General features: G+C 64.6%; 21 protein-coding genes. 7 read left to right on the forward strand and 14 right to left on the reverse strand.

The features are described from left to right. Positions 1-13 precede the first annotated feature (13 nt). From ACZ9A3_RS15570 to ACZ9A3_RS15580, 3 genes are read left to right on the forward strand one after another with little or no spacing between them, the layout of a single operon-like run. Positions 14-1,255, forward strand: coding sequence for an exonuclease SbcCD subunit D C-terminal domain-containing protein (locus tag ACZ9A3_RS15570; RefSeq protein WP_476252889.1), 1,242 nt, complete (start codon positions 14-16; stop codon positions 1,253-1,255). Continuing rightward, a complete protein-coding gene (locus ACZ9A3_RS15575; RefSeq protein WP_476252890.1) occupies positions 1,252-4,899 on the forward strand; it encodes an AAA family ATPase in 3,648 nt (1,215 codons plus the stop codon). The genes ACZ9A3_RS15570 and ACZ9A3_RS15575 overlap by 4 nt, the downstream gene beginning before the upstream one ends. Then, the gene (locus ACZ9A3_RS15580) at positions 4,896-5,489 is read left to right on the forward strand and encodes a glutathione S-transferase (RefSeq protein WP_258607597.1); all 594 of its coding nucleotides are present in this window, start codon (positions 4,896-4,898) and stop codon (positions 5,487-5,489) included. The genes ACZ9A3_RS15575 and ACZ9A3_RS15580 overlap by 4 nt, the downstream gene beginning before the upstream one ends. On the opposite strand, the gene ACZ9A3_RS15585 is transcribed toward ACZ9A3_RS15580, so the two are convergent. The 11 genes from ACZ9A3_RS15585 to ACZ9A3_RS15635 all read right to left on the reverse strand — a co-directional run bounded on the left by ACZ9A3_RS15585 (position 5,476) and on the right by ACZ9A3_RS15635 (position 17,526). After that, positions 5,476-5,658, reverse strand: coding sequence for a hypothetical protein (locus tag ACZ9A3_RS15585; RefSeq protein ID WP_093380655.1), 183 nt, complete (start codon positions 5,656-5,658; stop codon positions 5,476-5,478). The genes ACZ9A3_RS15580 and ACZ9A3_RS15585 overlap by 14 nt on opposite strands. 122 nt (positions 5,659-5,780) lie before the next feature. Next, on the reverse strand, positions 5,781-6,911 hold the full coding sequence (locus ACZ9A3_RS15590; RefSeq protein WP_256326710.1) for a lactonase family protein: 1,131 nt from the start codon (positions 6,909-6,911) through the stop codon (positions 5,781-5,783). After that, positions 6,874-7,167: a DUF5629 family protein gene (locus ACZ9A3_RS15595; protein WP_258594399.1), complete on the reverse strand. Its 294-nt coding sequence runs from the start codon at positions 7,165-7,167 to the stop codon at positions 6,874-6,876. The genes ACZ9A3_RS15590 and ACZ9A3_RS15595 overlap by 38 nt, the downstream gene beginning before the upstream one ends. A gap of 136 nt (positions 7,168-7,303) precedes the next feature. Continuing rightward, positions 7,304-9,685, reverse strand: a complete 2,382-nt coding sequence (locus tag ACZ9A3_RS15600; RefSeq protein ID WP_093387402.1) for an efflux RND transporter permease subunit — start codon at positions 9,683-9,685, stop codon at positions 7,304-7,306. Positions 9,686-9,705: 20 nt separating this feature from the next. Further along, positions 9,706-10,761: a YCF48-related protein gene (locus tag ACZ9A3_RS15605; RefSeq protein ID WP_093380649.1), complete on the reverse strand. Its 1,056-nt coding sequence runs from the start codon at positions 10,759-10,761 to the stop codon at positions 9,706-9,708. A 260-nt stretch (positions 10,762-11,021) separates the two neighbouring features. After that, positions 11,022-13,679 carry an aminopeptidase N gene (gene pepN / locus ACZ9A3_RS15610; protein WP_476252891.1) on the reverse strand — a complete coding sequence of 886 codons (2,658 nt, stop codon included), beginning with the start codon at positions 13,677-13,679 and terminating at the stop codon, positions 11,022-11,024. 14 nt (positions 13,680-13,693) lie between these two features. Continuing rightward, on the reverse strand, positions 13,694-14,524 hold the full coding sequence (locus ACZ9A3_RS15615; protein ID WP_045195062.1) for a DUF2797 domain-containing protein: 831 nt from the start codon (positions 14,522-14,524) through the stop codon (positions 13,694-13,696). Further along, positions 14,521-14,781 carry a YeaC family protein gene (locus ACZ9A3_RS15620; protein ID WP_045195064.1) on the reverse strand — a complete coding sequence of 87 codons (261 nt, stop codon included), beginning with the start codon at positions 14,779-14,781 and terminating at the stop codon, positions 14,521-14,523. Before ACZ9A3_RS15620 ends, ACZ9A3_RS15615 begins: the two co-directional genes overlap by 4 nt. 14 nt (positions 14,782-14,795) lie before the next feature. Further along, on the reverse strand, positions 14,796-15,668 hold the full coding sequence (locus ACZ9A3_RS15625) for a rhomboid family intramembrane serine protease (RefSeq protein WP_045195066.1): 873 nt from the start codon (positions 15,666-15,668) through the stop codon (positions 14,796-14,798). Next, the gene (locus tag ACZ9A3_RS15630) at positions 15,665-16,636 is read right to left on the reverse strand and encodes a metallophosphoesterase (RefSeq protein ID WP_093380644.1); all 972 of its coding nucleotides are present in this window, start codon (positions 16,634-16,636) and stop codon (positions 15,665-15,667) included. Before ACZ9A3_RS15630 ends, ACZ9A3_RS15625 begins: the two co-directional genes overlap by 4 nt. Continuing rightward, positions 16,636-17,526, reverse strand: coding sequence for an NAD(+) kinase (locus tag ACZ9A3_RS15635; protein WP_045195070.1), 891 nt, complete (start codon positions 17,524-17,526; stop codon positions 16,636-16,638). The genes ACZ9A3_RS15630 and ACZ9A3_RS15635 overlap by 1 nt, the downstream gene beginning before the upstream one ends. Before the next feature lie 133 nt (positions 17,527-17,659). Between ACZ9A3_RS15635 and ACZ9A3_RS15640 the strand changes: the two genes are divergently transcribed. Continuing rightward, entirely contained in the window at positions 17,660-18,604 is a 945-nt protein-coding gene (locus ACZ9A3_RS15640) for a DUF1853 family protein (RefSeq protein WP_093380641.1), read from the forward strand. 57 nt (positions 18,605-18,661) lie between these two features. Here the strand turns inward: ACZ9A3_RS15640 and ACZ9A3_RS15645 are convergent, their stop codons facing one another. Then, complete coding sequence (locus tag ACZ9A3_RS15645; protein WP_045195073.1) at positions 18,662-19,948, reverse strand: arsenic transporter; 1,287 nt, start codon at positions 19,946-19,948, stop codon at positions 18,662-18,664. A 169-nt stretch (positions 19,949-20,117) separates the two neighbouring features. Here ACZ9A3_RS15645 and ACZ9A3_RS15650 point away from each other — a divergent pair, with 169 nt between their 5' ends. Then, positions 20,118-20,666, forward strand: coding sequence for a cytochrome b (locus tag ACZ9A3_RS15650; protein ID WP_093380638.1), 549 nt, complete (start codon positions 20,118-20,120; stop codon positions 20,664-20,666). Here ACZ9A3_RS15650 and ACZ9A3_RS15655 read toward each other — a convergent pair. Further along, positions 20,663-21,562: a 1-aminocyclopropane-1-carboxylate deaminase/D-cysteine desulfhydrase gene (locus ACZ9A3_RS15655; protein WP_093380635.1), complete on the reverse strand. Its 900-nt coding sequence runs from the start codon at positions 21,560-21,562 to the stop codon at positions 20,663-20,665. The two genes, ACZ9A3_RS15650 and ACZ9A3_RS15655, sit on opposite strands and share 4 nt — an antisense overlap. Positions 21,563-21,640: 78 nt before the next feature. Further along, positions 21,641-23,677: an NADPH-dependent 2,4-dienoyl-CoA reductase gene (locus ACZ9A3_RS15660; RefSeq protein WP_213603605.1), complete on the reverse strand. Its 2,037-nt coding sequence runs from the start codon at positions 23,675-23,677 to the stop codon at positions 21,641-21,643. Between the two features lie 193 nt (positions 23,678-23,870). On the opposite strand from ACZ9A3_RS15660, the gene ACZ9A3_RS15665 reads away from it, so the two are divergent. Continuing rightward, positions 23,871-24,992, forward strand: coding sequence for a carbon-nitrogen hydrolase family protein (locus ACZ9A3_RS15665; protein ID WP_213603604.1), 1,122 nt, complete (start codon positions 23,871-23,873; stop codon positions 24,990-24,992). Between the two features lie 3 nt (positions 24,993-24,995). Continuing rightward, positions 24,996-26,036 carry an AraC family transcriptional regulator gene (locus tag ACZ9A3_RS15670; RefSeq protein ID WP_476252892.1) on the forward strand — a complete coding sequence of 347 codons (1,041 nt, stop codon included), beginning with the start codon at positions 24,996-24,998 and terminating at the stop codon, positions 26,034-26,036. Positions 26,037-26,097: the final 61 nt, after the last annotated feature.

The following is a 26,097-nucleotide window of genomic DNA, read 5'->3' on the forward strand; positions in this document are numbered from 1 at the left end:
TGCGGAACCCTTCATGCGTCTGTTTCACACCTCCGACTGGCACCTGGGTCAAACCCTGCATGGCCAGGAACGCGACTTCGAACACGCCTGCTTTCTCGAGTGGCTGCTCGGCCAGCTCAAGCTGCGCCAGCCCGATGCCCTGCTGATTGCCGGCGACATCTTCGACACCGTCAACCCGCCGGTCAAAGCCCAGGAACGGCTCTACGACTTCATCGTCCAGGCCCACGAACAGCAGCCCAAGCTGACCATCGTGATGATTGCCGGCAACCATGACTCCGGTTCGCGCATCGAGTTGCCGGCGCCGCTGATGCGCAGCCTGCGCACCCACGCCCTGGGCCGTGTGCAATGGCTGGATGAAGGCGAGCTGGACAGCGAGCGCCTGCTGATTCCGCTGACCAACGCCAAGGGCAAGGTCGCCGCCTGGTGCCTGGCGCTGCCGTTTTTGCGCCCGACAGAAGTCACCGGTGCGCACCTGGGCGATGACTACCTGCGCGGCATCGCCCAGGTCCACGAAAAACTCATCGCCGCCGCCCTGCAACGACGTAAAAACGGCCAGGCGCTGATTGCCGTGAGCCATGCACACATGGCCGGCGGCTCGATCTCGGAAGACTCCGAACGCAGCCTGATCATCGGCAACGCCGAAGCCTTGCCGGCGCGGCTGTTCGCCCCGGAGATCAGCTACGTCGCCCTCGGCCACCTGCACAAACCGCAGAAGGTCAACCGCGAAGAGCGCATCCGCTACAGCGGCTCGCCGATCCCGCTGTCGTTCTCGGAAATCGGCTATCAGCACCAGGTCCTGGAAATCGAACTGGACGGCGCCAAGCTTGCCAGCGTCGAATCGCGCCTGGTGCCGCGCGCCGTGCACCTGCAACGCCTGGGCCCGGCGCCGCTGGCCGAGGTGCTGGAGCAACTGGCCGAGCTGCCGGTGGTCGACCTGCTCGACGACCCGCAGCGCCAACCCTGGCTGGAGATCCGCGTACGCCTGGACGAACCCCTGCCCGACCTGCGCGCGCAACTTGAAAGCGCCCTGCACGGCAAGGCCGTGCGCCTGGTGCGCATCGCCGCCGAATATGCCGGCAACGGCCGCAGCGCAGACGACAGCAGCGCCGACCTGCTGGAACTCGGCCAACTGACCCCGCACGAGCTGTTCAGCCGCGCCTGGGAGCAGGCCTACGGCAACGCCGTCGATGAACAGACCCTGGCCGACTTTGCCCTGTTGCTGCAGGACGTCCAGCAGGAGCAAGAACAGCCATGAAGATTCTCGCCATCCGCTTGAAGAACCTGGCCTCCCTGGAAGGCCCGATCGAGATCGACTTCAGCGCCGAGCCGCTGGCCAGCGCCGGCCTGTTCGCCATTACCGGACCTACCGGCGCCGGCAAGAGCACCCTGCTCGACGCCCTGTGCCTGGCGCTGTTCGGCGCGGTGCCGCGGCTGAGCAACATCGGCCGCGAAACCAAAGTGCCGGAAGTCGACAGCGACATCCTTACCAGCGACCCGCGCACCCTGCTGCGTCGGGGTTCGGGCAGCGGCTTTGCCGAGGTGGATTTCGTCGGCATCGACAGTCGTCGCTACCGCGCCCGCTGGGAAACCAACCGCGCCCGCGACAAGGCCAACGGCAAGCTGCAAGGCAGCCGCCAGAGCCTGCATGACCTGGACAGCGAGCAACTGCTGAGCAACCAGAGCAAGGCCGAATACAAGCAACTGATCGAGTCGCGCCTGGGACTTAATTTCGAGCAGTTCACCCGTGCCGTGATGCTCGCCCAGAGCGAGTTCAGCGCCTTCCTCAAGGCCGATGACAAAGAGCGCAGCGAGCTGCTGGAAAAGCTCACCAACACGGCGATCTACAGCCAGTTGGGGCGCCGCGCCTACAGCAAGAGCAAAGAAGCCGAAGAGGCGCACAAAGCCCTGCAGGACCAGGCCAGCGGCGTGCTGCCCATGGCCGCCGAGGCTCGCGCCGAACTGGACCTGCACTACACCCAAGCGCTCGACGGGTTCAAGGCCGAACAGGCGCAACTGCGCCTGCTCGAACAGCAACGCAGCTGGCTCAGCGAGCTGCTGCAACTGCAAGAGCAAGTGCAGGCCGCCAGCGCGCAACTGCACAGCGCCCAACACCACCACGACAGCCTGCACGGTGAGCGGCTGAAGCTTGCGCGCCTGGAACAGTTGGCGCCGCAGCGTCACCAGTTCGCCCGCCAGCAGGCGCTCAATGCCCAGCTCAGCCCGCTGGCCGCGAGTATCGCCGCGCAGCGCCAGCAACATGAGCAGTTGCATAGCCGTCAGCAGCAGCTGCAGGACGAACAGGCCAAGGCCCGCGAAGCCCTGGGCCTGGCCCTGGCGCAACAAAGCGACAGCGCACCTGCGCTACGCCAGGCCTTTGCCGAGCAAAACACCCTGACCCGTTTGCAGCAGGAGCTGACCAACAGCACAGCGCTCAAGCAGCAGGCCGAACAGGCCAGTGCCGAAGGCCAGCAACAGCTGCTGAGCCTCAATGAGCAGCAACGCCTGAGCGAACAACGCTTGCAGCAGATCGGCGCGCAGCTTGAGCAAAGCGTGGCGCTGGCTGGCTTGAGCGAAGCCTGGAATGCCTATCGCCACCGCCTGCAGCAACTGATGCAACTGGGCAACCGCCTCAACCAGGGCCGTGCCGAACTGCCGGGCCTGCAGCAACGCGCCAGCGAGGCCCACGCCCAGCTTGAAACGCAACGCGCCGCCCTGGCCCTGCTCTACCGCGAAGCCGAGGCCGAACCCGAGGCACTGGCCGAACAGATCGGCCTGCTTGGCGAGCTGTTGCAGAAAAACCGCCAGCAGCAACGCCAGGTCGAAGAACTGAGCCGGCTGTGGAGCAACCAGCAAGAGCTCGAACAGCGCCTGCAAGCCCTGCGCGAACGCCAGCAAGCTGCCCTGCAACAACGCGAACAGCTGATCAGCGAAGGCCTCAATGGCAAAAACCAGCTGACCGCCGCCGAACAGGCGCTGAACGTTACTCGCCAGTTGCTCGAACGCCAGCGCCTGGCCCGCAGCCAGAGCGTCGAAGAACTGCGCGCGCAATTGCAGGACGACCAGCCCTGTCCGGTCTGCGGTAGCCAGGAACACCCTTACCATCAGCCCGAAGCCCTGCTGCAAAGCCTCGGCCGCCACGACCAGAACGAAGAAGCCAATGCCCAGCAGGTGGTCGACGGGCTGAAGAAGCAACTCGATGAGCTGCGCACGCAACTGGGCGGGGTCAACGGCCAGATCAAGGAGTACCTGCACCAGCAGGAGCAACTGGGCAGCCAGCAACAGGCGCTGCTGCCCAGCCTCCAAGCGCACCCGCTGTACCCGTCGCTGGCCGCTCAGGACGCAAGCCAGCGCAGCACCTGGCTGGACTTGCAGGCACGCAACCTGAACCACGACATCGGTCGTGACGAGCAGCGCCAGAACGCCCTGCTGACCCTGCAAAAAGACGCCAGCCGCCTGCAACAGCAGCTGCAGGCAGCCCAAGAAGCCAGCCAGCAGGCCAGCCAGCACCTGAGCCAGCAGCAAACAGCGCTGGCCAGTGACGAAGAACGCCTGGAACAGGAACTGGGCAGCTTCGCCAGCCTGTTGCCCGCTGACATCCTCAACGACCTGCGCCAGGAGCCGGCCGCCGCCTTCATGCGCCTGGACCAGCAACTGGCCCTGCGCCTGGACCTTTTGCAACGGCAAAAGGACGAACAGCAGGAACATGCCGAGCGCCAGCAGAGCCTGGACAAAGCCCAGCTGCAGCAACAGGCGCGGGTACAAAAACACGAAGAGCTGCAACAACAGTGCACTGAGCTGGAACACCAGCATCAAAGTAGCCGCGACAGCCTCACCGCCCTGCTCGGCGAACAGGCCAGCGCCGAACACTGGCAGCAGCATCTGGAACAGGCCGTGGAGCACGCACGCCAGGCTGAAACCCAGGCGCTGCAACAACTGCAGCAAACCCAGGCGCAACTGATCGAACTGGCCGCCGAGCTCAAGGCCAAAGACGAACGCCTGAGCAACCTGGAACAGGAACACAACGAGGTTCGCGCGCAGATCGAACAATGGCGCCAGGGCCACCCGGAACTGGACGACAGTGGCCTGGAGCAATTGCTGGCACTGGACGACAACGCCGTAGCGCAGCTGCGTCAGGGTCTGCAGGACGCCGAGAAAGCCATCGAACAGGCCCGCACCCTGCTGCAGGAGCGCCAGCAGCGCCTGGACCAGCATCAGACCCAGGGCAACGCCGAGCTCACCCGCGAAGCCCTGGAGCAGGTAATCGACAGCCTGCAGCTACAGCTGGCGGCCAGCGAACAGACCTGCGCCGAACTGCGTGCCGCCCAGGCTGAAGACCAGCGCCGGCAACTGGCGCACCAGGCCCTGGCCGAACGGATCGCCAGCGCCTACGGCGAATGGCAGCGCTGGGCGCGGCTCAACGCCCTGATCGGCTCGGCCACCGGCGACACCTTCCGCAAGATCGCCCAGGGCTACAACCTCGACCTGCTGGTGCACCACGCCAACGCCCAATTGCGTCAGCTGGCCCGGCGCTACCGGCTCAAGCGCGGTGGCAGCCTGCTCGGTTTGCTGGTGCTGGACACGGAAATGGGCGACGAGCTGCGCTCGGTGCATTCGCTGTCGGGCGGTGAAACCTTCCTGGTCTCGCTGGCCCTGGCCCTGGGCCTGGCATCGATGGCCTCAAGCACCTTGCGCATCGAGTCGCTGTTCATCGACGAAGGCTTCGGCAGCCTTGATCCGGAGTCGCTGCAACTGGCCATGGACGCCCTCGACGGCCTGCAGGCCCAGGGCCGCAAGGTCGCGGTGATCTCCCACGTACAGGAAATGCACGAGCGTATCCCGGTGCAGATCCAGGTGCGTCGCCAGGGCAATGGCCTGAGCACGGTGGAGGTCAGCGGATGATCCTCTACTCGTTCCGCCGCTGCCCGTGGGCCATGCGTGCGCGCCTGGCGCTGCGCTATGCCGAGTGTCCGGTAGAAATTCGCGAAGTCAGCCTCAAGGCCAAGCCTGCCGAGCTTCTGGCACTGTCGCCCAAGGGCACGGTACCGGTGTTGAGTGCAGACGGCCTGGTGCTGGAGGAAAGCCTGGAGATCATGCGCTGGGCCCTCGCCCGGCATGATCCGCAAGACTGGCAACTGGCGGCCGACCCGCAGGCGGCGCAGGCCGCCGAGGCGCTGATCGAGCGCAATGATCGCCAGTTCAAGGTGCAGGTCAATCTGTACAAGTACGCTGAACGCTACCCGCAGCACTCGCGTGAGGAGTACCGGGCACAGGCTGAACCCTGGCTGGCCGAGCTGAATGAGCGACTGGCGCACCAGGGCTACCTGTTCGCTGACCATCCAAGCCTGGCGGATGCGGCGTTACTGCCATTGATGCGCCAGTTCGCCGGGGTCGAGCCTGAATGGTTTGCCCAGGCGCCCTACCCGCACTTGCGGGCGTGGCTGCAGGGTTGGCTGGAGTCGGCGCTGTTCAAGGCGATCATGGCGCGCTAGGCTTGTGGTCCAGCGCGGCGTAGAAGTTGGCGCTTTGTTGCAGGTACTTCTGGGTATAGCTCTGGGTCGACGATTTGCGCTCGCTGAGCTCGACGTGGGCGTTGGCCGGCAGGACCACCGAAGCAGAAATGGCGGAAGCGGCGATGACCGGGAAAAGGTTGAAGTTCATGGCGCTGACCCTCGAAGTCTGTGGTTTGAAGTGGCCGTCTGGGGCCGTGGTTCAAACTTACGCCGCTGGCGCGGCGCACAGAAATTCATTGCAGCAGTAGCAAACATCAGCGCAATTGATAGTCAGTTGACGAACTTCAGGTCCGAGGGCGCATCCTGGGCCAGCTTCTGCACGGTTTCACCGAGCAAGCCACTGCGCGGATCACGGCGGATCACCACGATCTGGTTACTCTTCTGATTGGCCACCAGCAGGAACTTGCCGCTCGGGTCGAGGGTGAATTCCCGAGGATGATCACCTTCGACACTGCGCCGCTGCACCTGCATCAGCTTGCCGGTCTTGTCATCGACGGCAAACACCAGCAGCTCGTTGGCCGTACCGCGGTTGCTGACATACAGAAAGCGCCCGTCAGCCGACAGGTGCAAGGCCCCCGCCGCGCGGGCCGAGGCATCACCCTGTTCGGTCAAGGGCAGGCGCTGCAGCTCCAGCAGCTTGCCGTCCTGGTACTCGAACGCCACCACTTGCGCGCTCATTTCCAGGGTCAGGTAGGCATGCTTGCCGTCGCGGTCAAACAGCAAATGGCGCGGCCCGCTGCCCGGCGGCAGGCTTACCGGCTCGACCGCGCTCAGGGGCTGGGTGGGGCTGGCACCGTCGTAACGGTAGACAAACACCTTGTCGGCGCCAAGATCACTGGCGAACACGTACTTGCCGTCGTCCGAGGACACCACCGAATGCACGTGCGGCCCGGTCTGGCGCTCCGGGTTGACGCCGCTGGGCTTGTGCCGGTCTTGCTGCACCGAGGCCTGCAAACGGCCTTTACGGTTCACCGGCAACACACTGAGGCTGCCGCCCGGGGCGGGCAACACGCCGTAGTTGGCGACGAACAGGTAGCGCTGGTCATGGCTGAGGCTGGAATGGGTCGGCTCGTCGCCCAGGCTGGGCACCTGGTTCAGGGCCTTGAGGCTGCCGTCCTTGCCGATGGCAAAACTGCTGACCTGACCGTTGCCGGCGCCATTCTCGTTGACCGCGAACAGCAGGCGCTTGTCGACCGAGAGGGTCAGCCAGGACGGGTTTTCACTGTTGAGCACCTGCAGCGGCGTGGGGTCGATCTGGCCGCTGTCGCTGTTGAAGCGGTAACGGTAGATGCCCTCGCTGCTGCCTGCGGTGTAGCTGCCGACCAGCAGCTCATGGGCCTGGGCGGTGAACATCAGGCTCATGCTACTGGCGATCAGCAGGTTCTTCAGCAGGCGCGTCATCGTCATCCTCTTCGCGGGCACTAAAGGCACTCATACAGACTAGCCGATGCTCGCCGGTGTCGGCCGTGATCAGCCAGTCGGTACCTTCGAGCCGGGCGGCGCCGATCTGCTCGGGGGAGAACGCGTATTTTTTCAAGGCGCGGCCGTCCATCAATTCGATGCACAGGCCGGTTTCGTCGAAGCGGAAGTCAAAAGCGTGCAGGCCGTCGACCAGGAGCATGTTGCAGGATTCGAGGGCTTGGGAGAGGGTTGTCATTGCAGGAATATCACTGGCGGGAAACCCCCATGATACCTGAAAGCATCGCGGGTCAAGTCGGATCGCCGCACCGCCGCTCCCACAGCCAGGGTGGGAGCGGCGGTGCGGCGATCCGACTTGCCCCGCGATTGCCGCATCAATGGGCGAAAATCGAACCGCCCTGCTTGCCCGCCATTTTTTCCGGCTTGATCAGGAACCGCGCCAGTGCCGGCAGCAGCCACAACGCGCCGAACATGTTCCACAGCAGCATGAAGGTCAGCATCAGGCCCATGTCGGCCTGGAACTTGATCGCCGAGAAGATCCAGGTGCACACGCCGATGGCCAGGCACAGGCCGGTGAACAGCACCGCCTTGCCGGTGGACTTGAGGGTCTGGTAGTAGGCTTCCTGCAGCGGCAGCCCGGCACGCAGGAAACTCTCCAGGCGGCTGTAGATGTAGATGCCGTAGTCCACGCCGATACCCACGCCCAGCGCCACCACCGGCAGGGTCGCGACCTTGACGCCGATGCCCATGAAGGCCATCAGGGCGTTGCCCAGCACCGAGGTCAGCACCAGCGGCAGGACAATGCACAAGGTTGCGGCAAACGAGCGGAAGGTGATCATGCACATCACCGCCACGCAGATGTACACCAGGATCAGGATGGTCAGCTCGGCCGACTTGATCACCTCGTTGGTGGCCGCCTCGATACCGGCGTTACCGGCCGCCAGGAGGAACTCCAGGCCTTCCTTGTTGTGGGTGTCGGCAAATTCCTGCACCGCCTTGACCGCGCGGTCGAGGGTCTCGGCCTTGTGGTCGTTGAGGAAGATCAGCACCGGCGCCAGCGAGCAGTCGGCGTTGTACAGGCCGTCGGCTCGGGAGATCGAGCTGTTGAGCACGTCCGGGTTGCGCGACAGGCTTTCCCATTTCAGGTTGCCCTCGTTCATGCCCTTGATCATCTGCTTGGACACGGTCACCAGGGAGATCGCCGATTGCACCCCCTGGGTGTTCTCCATCTTCCACATCAGCTCGTCGATCGGCGCCATGGTCGAGTGCACCGAGCAGCCTTCGGTCGGGGTCTTGACCATGACCACCAGCACGTCGGAGCTGGTCGAGTAGTTGTTGATGATGAAGGCGTTGTCCTGGTTGTAGCGCGAGTCCGGACGCAGCTCCGGCGCGCCCTGGTCGAGGTCGCCGATCTTCAGGTTCTGGCTGTACCAGAGGCCGCCACCGAAGGCCAGCAAGGCCAGGACGATGGACACCGGCGCGACCTTGGCGCTGGCAAAATTGGACAGCAGGCGCCAGAACGGATGCTCGCGGGTGGCGTCCTTCTTGCTGCGCTCGATGGCCTTCTTGCTGATGCCGACATAAGAGATGGCGACCGGCAGCAGGATCAGGTTGGTAAAGACGATTACCGCCACACCGATCGAAGCGCCGATGGCCAGCTCGCGGATCACGCCGATGTCGATGATCAACAGGGTGATGAAGCCCACGGCGTCGGCCAGGATGGCGATCATCCCCGGCAGGAACAGCTGGCGGAAGGTGCGCCGGGCCGCGGTCAGGGCGTTGTCGGCATCACTGGACTGCAAAGCGATGCCGTTGATCTTCTGCACCCCGTGGGAGATGCCGATGGCGAAGATCAGGAACGGCACCAGCATCGAGTACGGGTCAAGACCGAAACCCACCGCATGCATCAGGCCCAATTGCCAGACCACCGCCACCAGGGTGGTGATCAGCACCGCGATGGTGCTGCGGATACACCAGGTGAACCAGTACAGCAGCACCCAGGTGATCACCAGGGCGATGCCGAAGAACATCGCCACCATCATCAGGCCGTCGATCAGGTCACCGACCTTCTTGGCGAAGCCGACGATGTGCACCTTCACGTTGGGGTTCTGGGCCTGGAACTTGTCGCGGATCTTCTCTTCGAGCTGATGGGAGAATTGCTGGTAGTCGAGCTTGATCAGCCTGCCCTGGTCCTGCGGGTCGGGGTAGGACTCCAGCAGCGGGATGTCGATGATGCTCGACTTGAAGTTGTTGGCCACCAGGCGCCCGACCTGCCCGGACTTGAGCACGTTGTTGCGCAACTGGTCGAGGCTGTCGGCCGAGCCGTCGTAGGTCTGCGGGATCACCTCGCCGCCGGCGAAGCCCTCTTCGGTCACTTCGGTCCAGCGCACGCTGGGGCTCCACAGCGACTTAAGCCCGGAGCGGTCGACGCCGGGGATGTAGAACACCTCGTCATGCACCTGACGCAGGGTTTCCATGTAGTCCTTGCTGAAGATGTCGCCGTCGGTGGCCTCCACCGAGATGCGCACGGTGTTGCCGAGGTTGGCCAGGTCGTTGCGGTGTTCGAGCATCTTCTCGATGAACGGATGCTCGAGCGGGATCATTTTTTCGAAGCTGGTGGACGGACGAATCTGCGTGGCCTGCCAGAACAGGAACACGCTGACCAGCAGGCAGATGAGGATCACCACCGGGCGGTTATTGAAGATCAGGCGCTCAAGCAAGGTCGCCTTGTCCTGATGGTGTTGCTGCTGGTTCATGTTGAACTGCTCCTGACGGGTCATGGCTGCACTCCTTCGGCGCCCTGGGCCGAAGCCAGGTGCACGCCACCCTGGCCCACCAGCACCAGGCGCCCTTCATTCAGCCCGCTGACGCCGGCCAGGGCAATGCGATCGGCCCGGTTGAACACGCTGAAGCTCTGACCGTCGTCGCTGCTGCGCAGCACGCTGCCGCCATTGCCCACGAGTACCAGGCTGCCATCATCGAGAAGCGTAGCGCTTGCCAGACCAAATTCGAGGTTGCCGCGCGCGGCTTTCAATTTGATCTGTTGCCAGGTGTCGCCAAAATCGCTGGAACGGTAGAGGTTGCCGCGCAAGCCGTAGGCCAGCAAGGTGCGTGGCTGGGCGGTGCCGGTGACGCCGAACAGCGAGCCTTCATAAGGGCCTTCGAGCTTTTCCCAGGTCTGGCCGTCGTCGCTGGAGCGGAACATGCTGCCCTGCTCACCAACGATGAACAGGCCGGCGTCTTTTACCGCGGCGATGCCGTTGAGGTGGAACTGGTCATCGTTATGCAGCCGATCGCCGACATCGTTCCAGTGCTTGCCACCGTCGGTGGTTTCCAGCAATGCGCCATAGGCGCCCACGGCGATGCCGTGCTGGGTGTCCTTGAACCAGACATCGAGCAGCGGCGCTTCACGCGCCAGGTCTTCGAATTGTTTGCTCCAGGTAGCGCCGCCGTCGGTGCTGGCGAGGATCTGCGCATCGTGGCCGACCGCCCAGCCGTGCTGGTCGTCGACAAAATAGACGGCGGTGAGCAGTTGCCGGGTCGGCACCTTGGCCTGGGTCCAGGACTTGCCCTGGTCATCGGAAAACAGGATATGGCCACGATCACCCACGGCGACCAGGCGTGCGCCGGCCTTGGTGACGTCCAGCAGCAAGCTTTTTACCGCCTTGGACGATTGGGTGGAGTAGTCATCGGTTTGCGCGGCTGCGGCTTCGGCCGTATTGGCCCACAGCCCGATTGCCAAGACCAGCAAGCCGCTGGCGGCCAATGCCCAAGGGCGATTGCCGGCTTTACGCGCAGCAGCGCCGAGACCCGCCATGACAGGCTCAGTCATAGATCTATCCCCCGTTTATTGTTATTTGGGTCAATCTATATGCAGGTACTGCAAAAACCGTGTTCCAGAGCCCCGCAATAGCTGAGAGCCATCCTATCGGGGTTTGCAAAGGGCTGACAACGAACGGGACGTTATCTTTTGTTAAGCGCAGGATTTGCGGGGAAGCAATCGCGGGTCAAGCCCGCTCCCACAGGGTCGGTGCATGCAGTTCCCTGTGGGAGCGGCGGTGCGACGCCTCGACTTGACCCGCGATAGGGTCTTCAGGCCAGACTTTTGCTCACAACCTCATACACATCGCTGGACAACGAACCCGACGCCAGAATCCGCTCCAGCTCGCCTTTCATCAACGCCTGACGGGCGCTGTCGTATTTGCGCCAGCGGGTCAGCGGCGCCAGTTGCCGCGAAGCGATCTGCGGGTTGAGGGCGTTGAGCTCGATCACCAGGTCCGCCAGGAAGCGATAGCCCGAACCATCGCCGGCATGGAAGTTGACCAGGTTCTGCCCGGCGAAGGCACCGATCAGGGCGCGGACCTTGTTCGGGTTCTTCATGGTGAAGGCCGGGTGCTGCATCAGCGCCTTGACCCGCGCCAGGCCGCCCGGCAGGGTGCTGGCCGCCTGTACGCTGAACCATTGGTCCATGACCAGGGGGTTGTCCTTGAAGTGCTCGGCAAAGCTTTCCAGGGCCTTGGCCCGCTCCGTCTCGAACGGCGAGTTGACCAGCACGGCCAGGGCGGTGAGGCGCTCGGTCATGTTGTCACAGGCGTCAAACTGCTCCAGGGTTGCAGCCAGCACTTCGGGCCGGGCGCTGAGCATCAGGTACGAGAGCACGATGTTCTGCAGGCTGCGACGGGCAAAGTGCTCGGCTTCGGCAACGTACTCGGTGCCACGCGATAGCGCGCGGTTGGCCTGGTAGCGTGCGTTGAGGGCATCGAACAGCTGCTCGGCGATCTGCTTGCGGGCGAACTCGCGGGCGGCGTGGATGGCATCGACGTCAGCCACTTCGCTGATTTCGGTGAGGTAGGCTTCGCTGGGCAGCGAGAGCATCTCGGCGACCATGGCCTGGTCCAGTTGCTCGTTGGCCAGCACCGTACCCAACGCGGTCACCAGGCGCTGATCCAGCATTAGCTTGGCGCCCTGCTGGTGCTGGGCGATCAGTTCCTGCAGCACCTGTACCGACAGTTGCTGGCCGGCTTCCCAGCGATTGAAACCATCGCTGTCGTGCTGCATGAGGAACATCAGCTGGTCACGGTCATACGGAAAGCTCAGCTTGACCGGGGCACTGAAGCCACGCAGCAAGGAGGGTAGCGGCTTGGCAGCGATGCCCTCGAAGGTGAAGGTCTGCTCGGCTTCGGTGACCGACAACACCCGCGAGGTGCCGTCTGCTGCCGCTTCACCTTGCAGGCGCAGGGCAATGTCGTTGCCCTGGGCATCGAGCAGGCCCAGTTCCACCGGGATCACGAATGGTTTTTTCTCGACCTTGTCCGGGGTGGCCGGGCAGCTCTGGCGGAACGTCAGGCTGTAAGTCTGCGTGGCGCTGTCGTAAGCCTCGCTGACTGCCAGGCGCGGCGTGCCGGCCTGGCTGTACCAACGCTTGAACTGGGTCAGGTCGACGCCGTTGGCGTCTTCCATGGCCTTGATGAAGTCATCGCAGGTCACGGCCTGGCCGTCATGACGCTCGAAGTACAGGTCGCTGCCTTTACGGAAACCCTCGGCGCCCAGCAGGGTGCGGACCATGCGCACCACTTCCGAGCCCTTCTCGTACACGGTCAGGGTGTAGAAGTTGGAGATCTCGATGAAGCTGTCGGGGCGCACGGCGTGGGCCATGGGCCCGGCGTCTTCGGCGAACTGGTGGGTGCGCAGGTAGGCGACGTCCTCGATACGCTTGACCGTGCGCGAGTTCATGTCGGCGCTGAACTCCGAGTCACGGAACACCGTGAAGCCTTCCTTGAGCGACAGCTGGAACCAGTCACGGCAGGTCACGCGGTTGCCCGACCAGTTGTGGAAGTATTCGTGGGCGACCACCGCCTCGACCCGCTGGTGCGCGGCGTCGGTGGCGGTTTCGGCGCGGGCCAGCACGCAGCTGGAGTTGAAGATGTTCAGGCCCTTGTTTTCCATGGCGCCCATGTTGAAGTCGTTGACCGCGACGATCATGAAGATGTCCAGGTCGTACTCGCGGCCATAGACTTCCTCGTCCCAGCGCATGGACTTCTTCAGGCTGGTCATGGCGTGCTGGCACTTGTCGATGTTTTCCGGCTCGACATAAATGCGCAGGGTCACGTCACGGCCCGACTGGCGGGTGAACTTGTCTTCGACGCACCACAGGTCACCGGCGACCAGGGCGAACAGGTAGGCCGGTTTCATGAACGGGTCTTCCCAGGTTGCCCAATGCCGGCCATCTTCCTGCGGGCCAGTACCGACCGGGTTGCCGTTGGACAGCAGCACCGGGTAGCGATGCTGCTCGGCGATCACCGTGGTGGTGAACTTGCTCATCACGTCCGGGCGGTCGAGGTAGTAGGTGATCTTGCGAAAACCCTCGGCCTCGCACTGGGTGCAGAACATGCTGCCGGACTTGTACAGGCCTTCGAGGGCGGTGTTGCGCTCGGGGTGGATCTTCACGCTGGTGTCGAGGGTGAAGGTCGCAGCCTTGGGCTGTACGGTCAGGTGGCTGTCATCGAGCTGGTAGTCGCCGGCGGCCAGGGCCTGGTCGTCCAGGGCGACGCTGAGCAGCTCCAACTGCTGGCCGTCGAGCACCAGCGGCGGCAGGCCGGCACCACGGGCCGGATTGCGGCGCATGACCAGCTGCGCGTGGACCAGGCTGTGGTCCTCGAACAGTTCGAAGGTCAGGTGGGTCTCGTCGATCAGGTATTCGGGGGCCTGATAGTCCTTGAGGTAGATCACTTGCGGCTGTTCGGTACGCATGTGGCGGTCCTTTTTTACTGATGCACGGCGAGCTGGTACGCCGTGTATTTGCGAATATTGATCACGCCGGTGTCGAAGATCAGGTACTGGCCCTTGATGCCCAGCAGCGTGCCTTCAGCCACGGGATTCTTATCCAGGTTAAAGCTGACGATCTTGCTCGGGTAGGCCTCGACCGGGTAGCGGATTTCCAGCACTTCACCATCATTCAACGGCTGCACGGCCTGTAGGCCGAATCGCGCCTGCAGGGCAGTCAGGCCCTCGGCGCAGCTGTCGAACAGTTGATCGCGCACGGCAAGCAGGTCGACCGCCTCGGCATCGCCCTTGAGCAAGGCGCGCCAGTTGGTGCGGTCGGCCACCTGGCTGCGGAACAGGTCTTCGACCAGCCCCGACTGCTGGCGGGTGGCAACCCGCACGATCGGCAGCGCCTGGCTGGCGCCCTGGTCTAGCCAGCGGGTGGGCAACTGGGTCGCCCGGGTAATGCCGACCTTGATGCCTGAGGAGTTGGCCAGGTACACCACATGATCGGTCATGCAGAACTGCTCGCCCCACGAAGGTTCGCGGCAGGTGCCCTGATCGTAGTGGCACTTTTCCGGGGCCATGATGCACACGTCGCACTGCGCAAGCTTGGTCATGCACGGGTAGCAATAACCCTGGCTGAAGCTGGTCTTGGTCTTGCGCCCGCAGTGGCTGCAATGGATGGCACCGAGGTATTCCAGGCGCAGGGTCTTGCCGATCAAGGGGTTGACCGGCACTTCCTGCTCGCCCAGACGAAAAGCGTACTGCACCACCGGCGCATCGAGACGCGCCGACATTTTACTGATGGAGCCGCGGCCGAGTTCGATCAATGGATCGCATCCGACTTGAACAGGATGTTCGGCACCGGTGCCGACTTCGAGGCGCATTCCTGCGGGCCCATGTAACCGGTACGCTGTTCTTCCGGCAGGTTCTGCAGCTCCCAGGCGATCACCGCCTGCAGCGACAGCTCTTTCTGCTCGGTGGTGAGCTTGCGCCCGTCTGCCCATTTGCCCAGCTCTACCGCCAGTTTCAGGCTCTGGTAGATTTCCGGGGTGATGTTTTCAATCATTTGCGCAAAAGTGGACATAAGGTCTCCCAAAATCAAGCGGTCAGTTTACGCCGGGCCAGCGCCCCGCCCAAGAGCCCGCTGAGGCAACCGACCAACAGCCCGCCGACATGGGCGGCGTTGGCGATCTGGCCGAAGCCGAGCAGGCTGATCAAACCGGACAGGCACAGCAGCAGCCACACCAGCATCATCACCAGCACGCCGCGCGGCATGCGATACACCGGGTTGGGCGCCAGCCACTGGTACAGCCAGATGTGTCCGAGCAAACCGTAGAGCACCCCCGACAAGCCGCCGAACAGGCTCGGGCCGCCAAACAGGTACTGCGCAGCGTTGGACACCAGGCTGAACAGCAAGGTCAGGCCGAGCAGGTTCCATGGCCCCTGGCGCAGTTCGATGCGCCGGCCCAGTTCCCAGTACCAGAGGCCGTTCATGGCCAGGTGGAGGATGCCGAAATGCACCAGCATCGGCGTGAACAGGCGCCACCACTGGCCATCGGCAAGGCTGGCGGCCAAGGGGGTGAAGTACAGGTAGTCGCCCTGCACGCGAAAATCGAGGAAGGTCAGCCAGCTCAAGGTCGCGAAGTTGTCGCCAAGGCCAGTAAGGCCGGCGACGATCAGGCACAGCAGGAGGATCGCCGCCGTGGCCTTGCTGGCGCGCAACTGCTCGCCGATGCTCGGACGCGCCGGCGGCGCCAGGGCGGCATCGGCCGGCAGTTCGAACTCGGCATTGCCCTCGGGGAAACGCTGGTAAAGCTGGCGTACGTCTTCGGCGAGGTTCTCGGCCACCCACAACACCTGGTCACCGCCCTCCTCGCTGACCCGGTGCGGCACCTGCAGGCGCCGCAACAGGCCGACAAAGCCGCTGAGATCGGTACTCAACGGCATACGTAATACCACCACTGCAGTCATTGGCTGGCCTCCGGCCGGTCGACATCAACCCAGACGAACTTGCGCGGGTCGATGCGGGTTTCAGCATCCAGGCGGTAAGCGACCAGTTTGCCGTACAGCACCGCACTGTAGTCCAGGCAGGCCAGGTTGGCGCGGATCGGCGCTGGTTTGCCGCTGCGCCAGTAATGGCCGACGAACAGCATCGGCTCGTCCTCGCTGTAGCGCAGCAAGGCGTTCTTCTGGCTGTGGCTGAGCGGCGCACTGGCCACCTGCTCGGGCAACGCATCGGGCTGGAAGACGATATCGCCGTAGGTCTGCGGGTCTTCTTCCCAGAACTTGGTGCGGAAAAACGCCCGGGTCAGGCCGTCGCCGCCAGTCAGGGTCAAACCGTCCGGCAGGCGCATGTCGGTGCCGCGCAACAGGCGGTTGCAGACTGTGGCGGCAAAGCTCTCAGGCACTGCCGAAGCCTGGATGAAATGCTCGTCGATGCGCCCGTCCGGGTACTGCTGGCGCAGGGGGTCGATCAGCCGCGCATCCCAGCAGGCATGGACAACGCGAAAACGCCCGGCGTCGATGAACAACGGCAGTTCGTAGAACCACTCGAGAAAGTCATGCCAGTCGCCTGGATGCTGTTCGAACTGGGTCAAGGTTTCGTAGATCAGCCGGCCGTGGCGCGGGGTGTGCTCGCGCACGTAGTGCTTGCCGCTCTCGGGCAGCGCCGGGGTGTTCCAGCCCAGGGCGTTGTACTCGTGGTTGCCCATGATGCAGTGGGCCTGGCCGGCCTCGACCATGTCATGGACGATGTGCAGCGCTTCGCGAATCCGCGGGCCACGGTCGATGATGTCGCCAAGGAACACGGCCTGGCGCGACGGATGCCGCCAGACGCCACCCTGGCGCTTGTAGCCGAGGGCGTCGAGCAGGCGTTCGAGGGTATGTGCACAGCCGTGCACGTCACCGATCAGGTCGAAACTGCGAGCGGGATCGAGCATCACTCGCCTCCACCACCCAGGCGGCTGCCCCAGCCGAGCTTGGTCCGGCATACCTCGTAGTAATTGTGATCCAGCGGATGGATCAGGCGCAGCTTCTGCGGCTTCTTGTTGACCGTGATGGTATCGCCAGGCGCGCAGGTGAAATGGTTCTGGCCGTCGCAGGAAATCTGCGGGTAGATCTGCAGGTCCTTGGACACGACGATCTTGAGCTCACTGTTGCCGTCAACCACGATCGGCCGCCCCGACAGCGTGTGCGGGTACATCGGCACGATGACGATGGCGTCGAGCTTGGGGTGCATGATCGGCCCGCCCGCCGACAGCGCGTAGGCGGTCGAGCCGGTCGGCGTGGCGACGATCAGGCCGTCGGCCTTCTGGCTGCAGACGAACTGGCCATCGATGTAGATCTCGAACTCGATCATTCGCGTCGACTTGCCCGGGTGCAGCACCACATCGTTGAGGGCGTCGCCCTGGCCGATGGCTTCGGCGTGACGGCGCACTTCGGCCTGCAGCAGGAAGCGGTTTTCCACCAGGTAGTGGCCGTCGAGCACCTCGGCGACCTTGACCTCCAGCTCATCGGGGCGGATGTCGGTCAGAAAGCCCAGGCTGCCACGGTTGATGCCCAGTACCGGAATGTTGTGCCGGGCCAGGGCGCGGGCGGCGCCGAGCAGGCTGCCGTCGCCACCGACGACGATCACCAGGTCGCAGACCTCGCCCAGCAGCTTGCGGGTCGAAGTTTGCAGGCCGTGGCCGGGCAGGACTTCGGCGATGGTGTCCTCGAGGATCACGTGCAGATGCCGCGCCAGCAGGAATTTTTTCAGTCGGCGAATGGTATCGAGCACCTGGGAGCTGCCCAGACGTCCGATGATACCGATATTGCGAAATTGCTCCATGGGGCTCCAGGGCTCTGCGGCGGGTAAAGAGGCGATGCTCGCCAAAGAGTTCGATTATGGGCGAAAGCGCCGGGCAGCGGCAAACGCCGGAGAAATTCAGCAAGCGCGCAGGCTGAGCGGCTATGCTCGCAGAATGAACCCGTTTCCCAGCCTGACCGACCTGCCCCGCCAGTTGCGCCAGCCCCAGGTGCGCGACCTGGCCTGGGTGATCCTGGCGCCGCCGATGCTGCGCGACACGCCGTGGCCGCAGCGCCACCCGCTGGCGGCCAGCCGCTGGGTAGCCGAGCCTGAACAACTGCGCCAGTGGCTGCTGGCACAAGACCGCGACAGCCAGCCCCTGCTGCACTGGCTGGCCCAGGCCAGCACCCGGCGCCTGGGTTTGTACTACGAACGTCTATGGCAGTTCGTCCTCCAGCATGCTCCCGGCGTTACCCTGTTGGCTGCCAACCTGCCGATCCGCAATGGCGGGCACACCCTCGGCGAGCTGGACCTGTTGCTGCGCGACAGCGACGGTGTGCACCACCTGGAGCTGGCGATCAAGCTGTACCTGGGGCCGCAGAACGGCACGGGAGAGAACCCGGCGCAGTGGCTGGGGCCGGGTTGCCATGACCGCCTGGACCGCAAGCTTGCCCACCTGGCCGAACACCAGTTGCCGATTTCGGCGCGCGCGGAAAGCCGCGAAGCGCTGGCGGCGCTGGAGATCGAGCAGTTCAGTGCGCAATTGTGGCTGGGCGGTTACCTGCTCTACCCCTGGCCGGGGCAGGCGCAAGCGCCGCGTGGGGCCAACCCGCAGCATTTGCGCGGGCTCTGGTTGCATCAGCGGGACTGGGCGTCATTGCGGGCGCAAAGCGCGGCTGGTCGCTGGCAGCCGCTACCGCGCCATGCCTGGCTGGCGCCGGCCTGTTATCCGGCGCAGGACTGCTGGTCGGTGCAGCGCTTCGAAACCTGGCTGCAGGCCCTGGACCCGCTGGCACCGGCGCAATTGCTGGTAAGGCTGGTCGAGGGCGAGCGTGGCGAGTGGGAGGAAGCCGAGCGCTTGTTCCTGGTCTCTGACCTTTGGCCCAATCTTCCCGGGTAAATGGTTTTGTGGGAGCGGCGGTGCGACGCCTCGACTTGCCCCGTGATCAGGCCAGCCCTAAACCACCGTCAAGCGCAACGCCAGCGCCACCAGCGTCAGCAGCAACACCGGCAGCGTCAGCACAATCCCGACCTTGAAGTAATACCCCCAGCCAATCTTCACCCCCTTGCGCTCCAGCACATGCAACCACAACAGGGTCGCCAGGCTGCCGATCGGGGTAATTTTCGGCCCCAGGTCACTGCCGATCACGTTGGCGTAGATCATCGCTTCCTTGACCACCCCGGTGGCGGCACTGGCATCGATCGACAAGGCGCCGATCAGCACCGTCGGCAGGTTGTTCATGATCGACGACAGCACCGCGGTCAGCAGCCCGGTACCCAGCGCCGCACCCCACACCCCGCCGCTGGCGAATGCGTTGAGCCAACCGGCCAGGTAATCGGTCAGCCCGGCGTTGCGCAGGCCATAGACCACCAGGTACATCCCTAAGGAGAACACCACGATGTGCCAGGGCGCTTCTTTGAGCACCTTGCGCGTGGAAATCCTGTGCCCGCGTGCCGCCACCAGCAGCAACACCAGTGCACACACCGCCGAAATCGCGCTGATGGGGATGCCCAGCGGCTCAAGGGCAAAACAGCCGAGCAGCAGGATCGCCAGCACCAGCCAGCCGGCAACAAACGTCGCCGGGTCTTGCACCACGCTGCGCGGCGCATCCAGTTGCAGCGGGTCGTAGTCTGCCGGGATATCACGGCGGAAGTACCACAACAGCACCGCCAGGGTTGCCGCCACGGCAACCAGGTTGACCGGCACCATCACCGCCGCATAACGGTTGAACCCAATACCGAAGAAGTCCGCAGAGACGATGTTGACCAGGTTCGACACCACCAGCGGCAAGCTCGCGGTATCGGCTATAAAACCTGCGGCCATGACAAAAGCCAGGGTCGCCGCCGGGCTGAAGCGCAGGGCCAGGAGCATGGCCACCACGATCGGGGTGAGGATCAGCGCCGCGCCGTCGTTGGCAAACAACGCCGACACCAGTGCCCCCAGCAGTACGATGAAGCAGAACAGCCGCTGGCCACTGCCGCGCCCCCAACGCGCCACGTGCAGCGCCGCCCAGGCAAAAAAGCCAGCAGCATCGAGCAACAGGCTGATGATAATCAGGGCAATGAAGGTGCCGGTGGCGTTCCAGATGATCTGCCAGACCACCGGAATATCGCTCCACTGCACCACCCCGCAGAGCAACGCCAGCAGCGCCCCGCCCGTGGCACTCCAGCCAACGCCCAGGCCGCGGGGCTGCCAGATCACCAGGGTAATGGTCAGGAGGAATATCAGCGATGCCATCAGCATGAAGTACAAGCCTTGTAGAAATGGGGCACAAGCGCCGGATTCTAGCGACAGATCAAGGCCTGCGTGACCAATTTCTGCTGCAATGGCCGGGTAATCGGCTGGCAAGCGGTTACAGTTAGCTGACTGCGCCACAAGAGCGCGGACTTCGACCTGATGATGAGGAATACCCATGACGTTGAGCCAAAACCAGGCCCGCTATGGCGGTCTGTCGATTGCCCTGCACTGGCTGATGCTGGTGCTGCTGGCGGCGGTCTACGCCTTTATCGAACTGCGCGGCATGTTCCCCAAGGACAGCGCCGAGCGCGCGCTGATGAAAGACCTGCACTTCATGCTCGGCCTGACGGTATTCGTGCTGGTCTGGCTGCGCCTGGCCCTGCGCCTGGGCCGCCCGACCCCGCCGATCATTCCGGCGCCGCCGGCCTGGCAGACCGGCCTGGCGCACCTGATGCACCTGGCCCTGTACCTGCTGATGATCGGCCTGCCGCTGGCCGGCTGGCTGCTGCTCAGCGCTGCCAACAAGCCGATCCCGTTCTATGGCTTCGAGCTGCCGGCGCTTATAGCCCCGGACCCGGACCTGGCCAAGTTCATCAAGGGCTGGCACGAGCGCATCGGCACCTGGGGCTACTGGTTGATCGGCCTGCATGCTGTTGCCGGCCTGTTCCATCACTATGTGCAGCGCGACAACACCTTGCTGCGCATGTTGCCACGCAATAACTAGGCGAACCCGCGGCGGCCCTGCAGGCCGCCGCTGTGCAAAAAGATCAGCCGGGTGCCGGCGGCAAAAGCCCCCGCTTCGACTTCCCGGCGCAGCGCCAGCAAGGCCTTGGCGGTGTACAGCGGCTCCAGCGGCATGCCCGTTTCAGATTCGCAGTCGGCCATAAACGCCAGCAGCTCGTCATCGACCTTGGCAAAGCCGCCACGGCAGGCCTCATGCAGCCTGTAACCTGCCTTGCCAACCAGTGTTTCTACAGACTCGGGCACGCCGTGGTCCAGCGGTACGGCCAGGGCGCCATGCACCTCACGCCGGCCCGCCTCGGCCAACACCAACCCGGCCAGGGTGGTGCCGGTGCCGGCCGCCAGCCACCAGCCGTGGTAATCCGCCCAGCCCAGCGCCGCCAACTGCGCTTGCGCCTGCTCGACGATCAACGCACAACCCTTGGCGCCCAACGCCCCGCCACCGCCTTCAGCGACACACTGCCAACCCGGATAAAGCGCCTGCCACGGCTGCCAGAACCCCGGTTGATGACGCTCGCGATAACCGCCATAACCCAACCAGTGCAGCTGCATGCCAAAGGCTTGCAGGTCGCGCACGGTCGGGGTGTCCTGGGCATGGCCACGCAACAGCCCGGCGGTAGCAAAGCCGAAGCGCTTGCCCGCCGCCGCCAGGGCATGCAGGTGATTGGAATGGGCGCCGCCAAGGCTGATCACTCCGGGCGCCCCTTGGGCCTGGGCGATTCGCAGGTGTTCGAGCAGCTTGAACCACTTGTTGCCACTGATCAGCGGGTCGATCAGGTCCAGGCGCAACACCGCGAGCTTCACGCCATGAGGGCGTAGCCAGTTCAGCGGCAAGGGTTGCAGGGGGGCGAGCGGAAGGTCGTCGAAATTGCCAATCATGGGCGGGGCACAACAGGGTTGCCAGGGCAACGCAGTGTAACAGCGCGACGGGCCGGGCGGCCCGCCGCGCTGCGCCGGTCAGAGCTCGGCGGCCAGACGCGAGCCCTGGTTGATGGCGCGTTTGGCGTCCAGCTCGGCAGCGACATCGGCGCCACCGATCAGGTGCACCGACTGCCCGGCGGCGAGCAGGCCGTCCTGCAGTTCGCGCAGCGGATCCTGGCCGGCGCAGATGACGATGTTATCCACAGGCAGCACCTGCGGCTCGCCCTCGGCGATACGGATGTGCAGGCCGGCATCGTCGATGTTCAGGTATTCGACGCTGTTGAGCATCTGCACCTGCTTGTTCTTCAGGCCCGTACGGTGAATCCAGCCGGTGGTCTTGCCCAGGCCGTCGCCGACTTTGGTTTTTTTCCGTTGCAGGAGGAACACCTGGCGCGCCGGCGCATGCGGCTCGGCCTTGATCCCGGCCACGCCGCCGCGGGCTTCAAGCCGGGTATCGATGCCCCACTCCTTCCAGAACGCTTCACGGTCCTGGCTGGTGGCCACGCCCTGGTGCACCAGGTACTCGGAGACGTCAAAGCCGATACCGCCAGCGCCGATCACCGCGACCTTCTGCCCTACCGGCTTGCGCTGCAGCAGCACGTCCAGGTAGCTCAACACCTTGGCGTGCTCGATGCCAGGGATGGCCGGCAGGCGCGGGGCGATACCGGTGGCGAGGATGATCTCGTCAAAACCGCCCGCCGCCAGTTGCTCGGCATCGACGCGGGTGTTCAGGCACAGCTCGACACCGGTGGTCTGCAGCTTGCGCTTGAAGTAGCGCAGGGTTTCATAGAACTCCTCTTTGCCCGGCACGCGCTTGGCCACGTTGAACTGGCCGCCGATTTCGCTGGCCGAATCGAACAGGGTCACTTCATGGCCGCGCTCGGCCGCCACGGTGGCAGCCGCCAGGCCGGCGGGGCCGGCGCCGACCACGGCGATACGCTTGACCTGGGTTACCGGCAGGTAATTGAGCTCGGTTTCGTGGCAGGCGCGCGGGTTGACCAGGCAGCTGGTCAGCTTGCCGCCGAAGGTGTGGTCCAGGCAGGCCTGGTTGCAGCCGATGCAGGTGTTGATCTCGTCGCCACGCCCGGCGGCGGCCTTGTTGACGAACTCCGGGTCAGCCAGGAACGGCCGCGCCATCGAGACCATGTCGGCGTCGCCCTCGGCAAGGATCTGCTCGGCGACTTCCGGGGTGTTGATGCGATTGGTGGTGATCAGCGGGATCTGCACTGCACCGCGCAGCTTGGCGGTGACCTTGCTGAACGCCGCGCGCGGCACCTTGGTGGCGATGGTCGGGATCCGCGCTTCGTGCCAGCCGATACCGGTGTTGATGAGGGTCGCGCCGGCCTGCTCCACGGCCTTGGCCAGCTGCACGATCTCTTCCCAGCTGCTGCCGCCCTCGACCAGGTCGAGCATCGACAGGCGGAAGATGATGATGAAGTTCGGCCCTACCGCTTCGCGCACCCGGCGCACGATCTCCACCGCAAGGCGCATGCGGTTCTCGTAGCTGCCACCCCAGCGATCGGTACGCTGGTTGGTGTGGGCGGCGAGGAACTGGTTGATGAAGTAGCCTTCCGACCCCATGATCTCGACGCCGTCGTACTCGGCGCTTTGCGCCAGCAGCGAGCAGGTGACGAAGTCCTGGATCTGCTTCTCGATGCCCTCTTCGTCCAGCTCACGCGGCTTGAACGGGTTGATCGGCGCCTGGATCGCGCTCGGCGCTACCGATTTGGGGCTGTAGGCATAGCGCCCGGCGTGAAGGATCTGCATGCAGATCTTGCCACCGGCTTCATGCACCGCTTTGGTGACGATGCGGTGTTTATCGGCTTCTTCCGGCGTGCTCAGCTTGGCGGCGCCGGAATACACCCCGCCCTCCACGTTCGGGCCGATGCCGCCGGTCACCATCAGGCCGACGCCGCCACGGGCACGCTCGGCAAAATAGGCCGCCATGCGCTCGAAACCGCCGGGCTTTTCTTCAAGGCCGGTGTGCATCGAGCCCATCAGGGTGCGGTTGCGCAAGGTGGTGAAACCCAGGTCCAGCGGGGCGAGCAAATGCGGGTATTGAGCGGCGGCCATAGTGAACTCCACAACAGGCGTAATCACGGAATGCGGGCGCCTCGCCAAGGCTGGCGGGGCCCGTCAGTTATCTGAGGCCGACATTAAAGAGCCAGCGGGCGCGGCTCAATGACCGAAAGTGACAAGTTATTGATCCTGCTGCACTCGGGGTCTACCCTAGGGGCCGAATCCCTTTTCGGCGCTGTCCCGTTTCATGCGAAAACTTCTGTTGAGCGCCCTGGCGCTGGTTGTCATTGCCGTCCTCAGTGGCTACGGCTTCTGGACCGAGCAGCGCCCGGCCGGGCACTACCTGTCGGACCTGCGCATCGAGCTGGCCCTGAGCGAAGGCGTGCCGGCCGATCACGGCAACCTGCTGGGCGTCGAGCCGCAGCTGTTCCCCGGTGACTACCAGAGCCTGCAGCGCCTGCACCGCAAGCTGGCCGCCTACCTTGAACACGCCCGCGCCCAGGGCCTGGTCAACGCCAAAACCATCGTCATCCTGCCCGAACACATCGGCACCTGGCTGTGGGCCCGAGGCGAGAAGAGCGAGCTGTACCAGGTCACCCAACGCCGCGAAGCCCTGCAATGGCTGGAACTGAGCAACCCGCTGCGCTACGGCCTGGCCCTGCTCGGCGCCGAGGGTGACGACCGCCGTGCCGACGCCCACCTGCGGATGAAAGCCGGGCAGATGGCCGAGGATTATCAGCAGCTGTTTGGCGGTCTGGCCAAGGAGTTCGGCGTGACCCTGGTGGCCGGCTCCATCGTCCTGCCTGAACCTTACGTCGAGCGCGGTACCCTGCGCATCGGCTCCGGCGCCCTGTACAACGCAAGCCTGGTGTTCGCCAGCGACGGCTCGGTGCTCGGCCAGCCGCAACGCCAGCAGCACCCGGACAGTGAAGTGCGGCGCTTTATCAGCAGCGGCACCGATCAACCGCCACAGGTGCTGCAAACCCCGGCCGGGCGCCTGGGCGTGTTGATCGGCAGCGACAGCTGGTACCCGAGCAACCAGCAGCAACTGGCCAACCAGTTTGCCCAGATCGTCGCCAACCCGGTGTTTCTCAGCGGCCATGACAGCTGGAACGCGCCGTGGCGCGGCAACCGGCATCAACCCCTGGCCTCGTCGCTGGCGCTAAAGCCCGGTGAGGTGAGCGAACACGAAGCCTGGCAACGCCTGACCCTGAACGCCAACGCCGCCAGGGTCAGCAGCATGAGTGTGTTCCTGCGCGGGCGCTTCTGGGACCTGGCCGCCGATGGCCAGGGCTTTGCCCAGCTCAACGGGGTGAACCTGGGCGGCACGTCCAGCCCCGGTGCGCGCCTGCTGAACCTCTGGTTGTAGGGCATGAACCGTCCCCGCGTGCGCCTGGGCGACCTGTCGGTCGGTTTTATCCAGCCGCTGAGCGAAACCCTGCAGCAACGCGGCATCGATCCTACGGCCCTGCTCGCCCGCTACGGCCTGGAGCCAGCGCGCCTGGCCGAAGCCGGCGCGCGCCTGTCGATCCCGCGCTATATGCACCTGGGCCATGCCGCCATCGAACTGACCGGCGACCCGGCCCTGGGCCTGCGCATGGGCCACATCAGCCGCCTGGGCCAGGCCGGCCTGGCCGGCGTCACTGCGGCACAAGCACCCACCGTGGGCGAAGCGGCGCGCACCTTGTTGCGCTTCGAGCCACTGTACGCGGCCAACTACCGCGGGCACTCAAGCTTTCATGAAGACAGCAGCGGCGCCTGGCTACGGTTCTATTCGATCAGCCCGTACAACGCCTATAACCGCTTCGTGGTGGATTCGCTGCTGGGCGGCTGGCTGGCGCAGCTGTCGAGCCTGGCGGGTACGATGCTGCTGGCCGAACGGGTCGAGATCGAGTTCGAGGCGCCCGCCTACGCCGCCCACTACCAGGCCTTGAGCTGCAACCCGGTGCAGTTTGGCGCCGCCACCAATCAACTGCGCCTGAGCCGCGCCAACCTGGCCCTGCGCAACCCGGCGCACTGTCCGAGCACCTGGCAGCACCTGCTGCAGCTGTGTGAGGCCGAGCTTGAGCAACGCACGCGGATACGCAGCCTGGGCGAGCGCATCGCCCACCTGCTGGGGCCGCTATTGAATGGCGGACGGGAACCGGATCTGGAGGAAGTGGCCAGGCACCTGCAATTGCCGACCTGGACCCTGCGGCGCAAGCTGGCCGAGGAAGGCACGCAGTTTCGCGCCATCCTCAACGATACCCGGCGCGATCTGGCCATGACCTATATCCGTGACACGGAACTGGCCTTTGGCGAGATTGCCTACTTGCTCGGGTTTGCCTCGGCGGAGGCGTTTCAGCGTGCGTTCAAGCGCTGGAACGGCATCACCCCGGGCGAGTTTCGCCGCAGCCAGCGGCGTACCGGCTGATTACAGCTCGGTAGCGTCTTCGGCCGGCTCGACCGGGTCGAGCTCAATGGCGCGGTATTCG

This window comes from Pseudomonas sp. TE4620 (assembly GCF_056279045.1).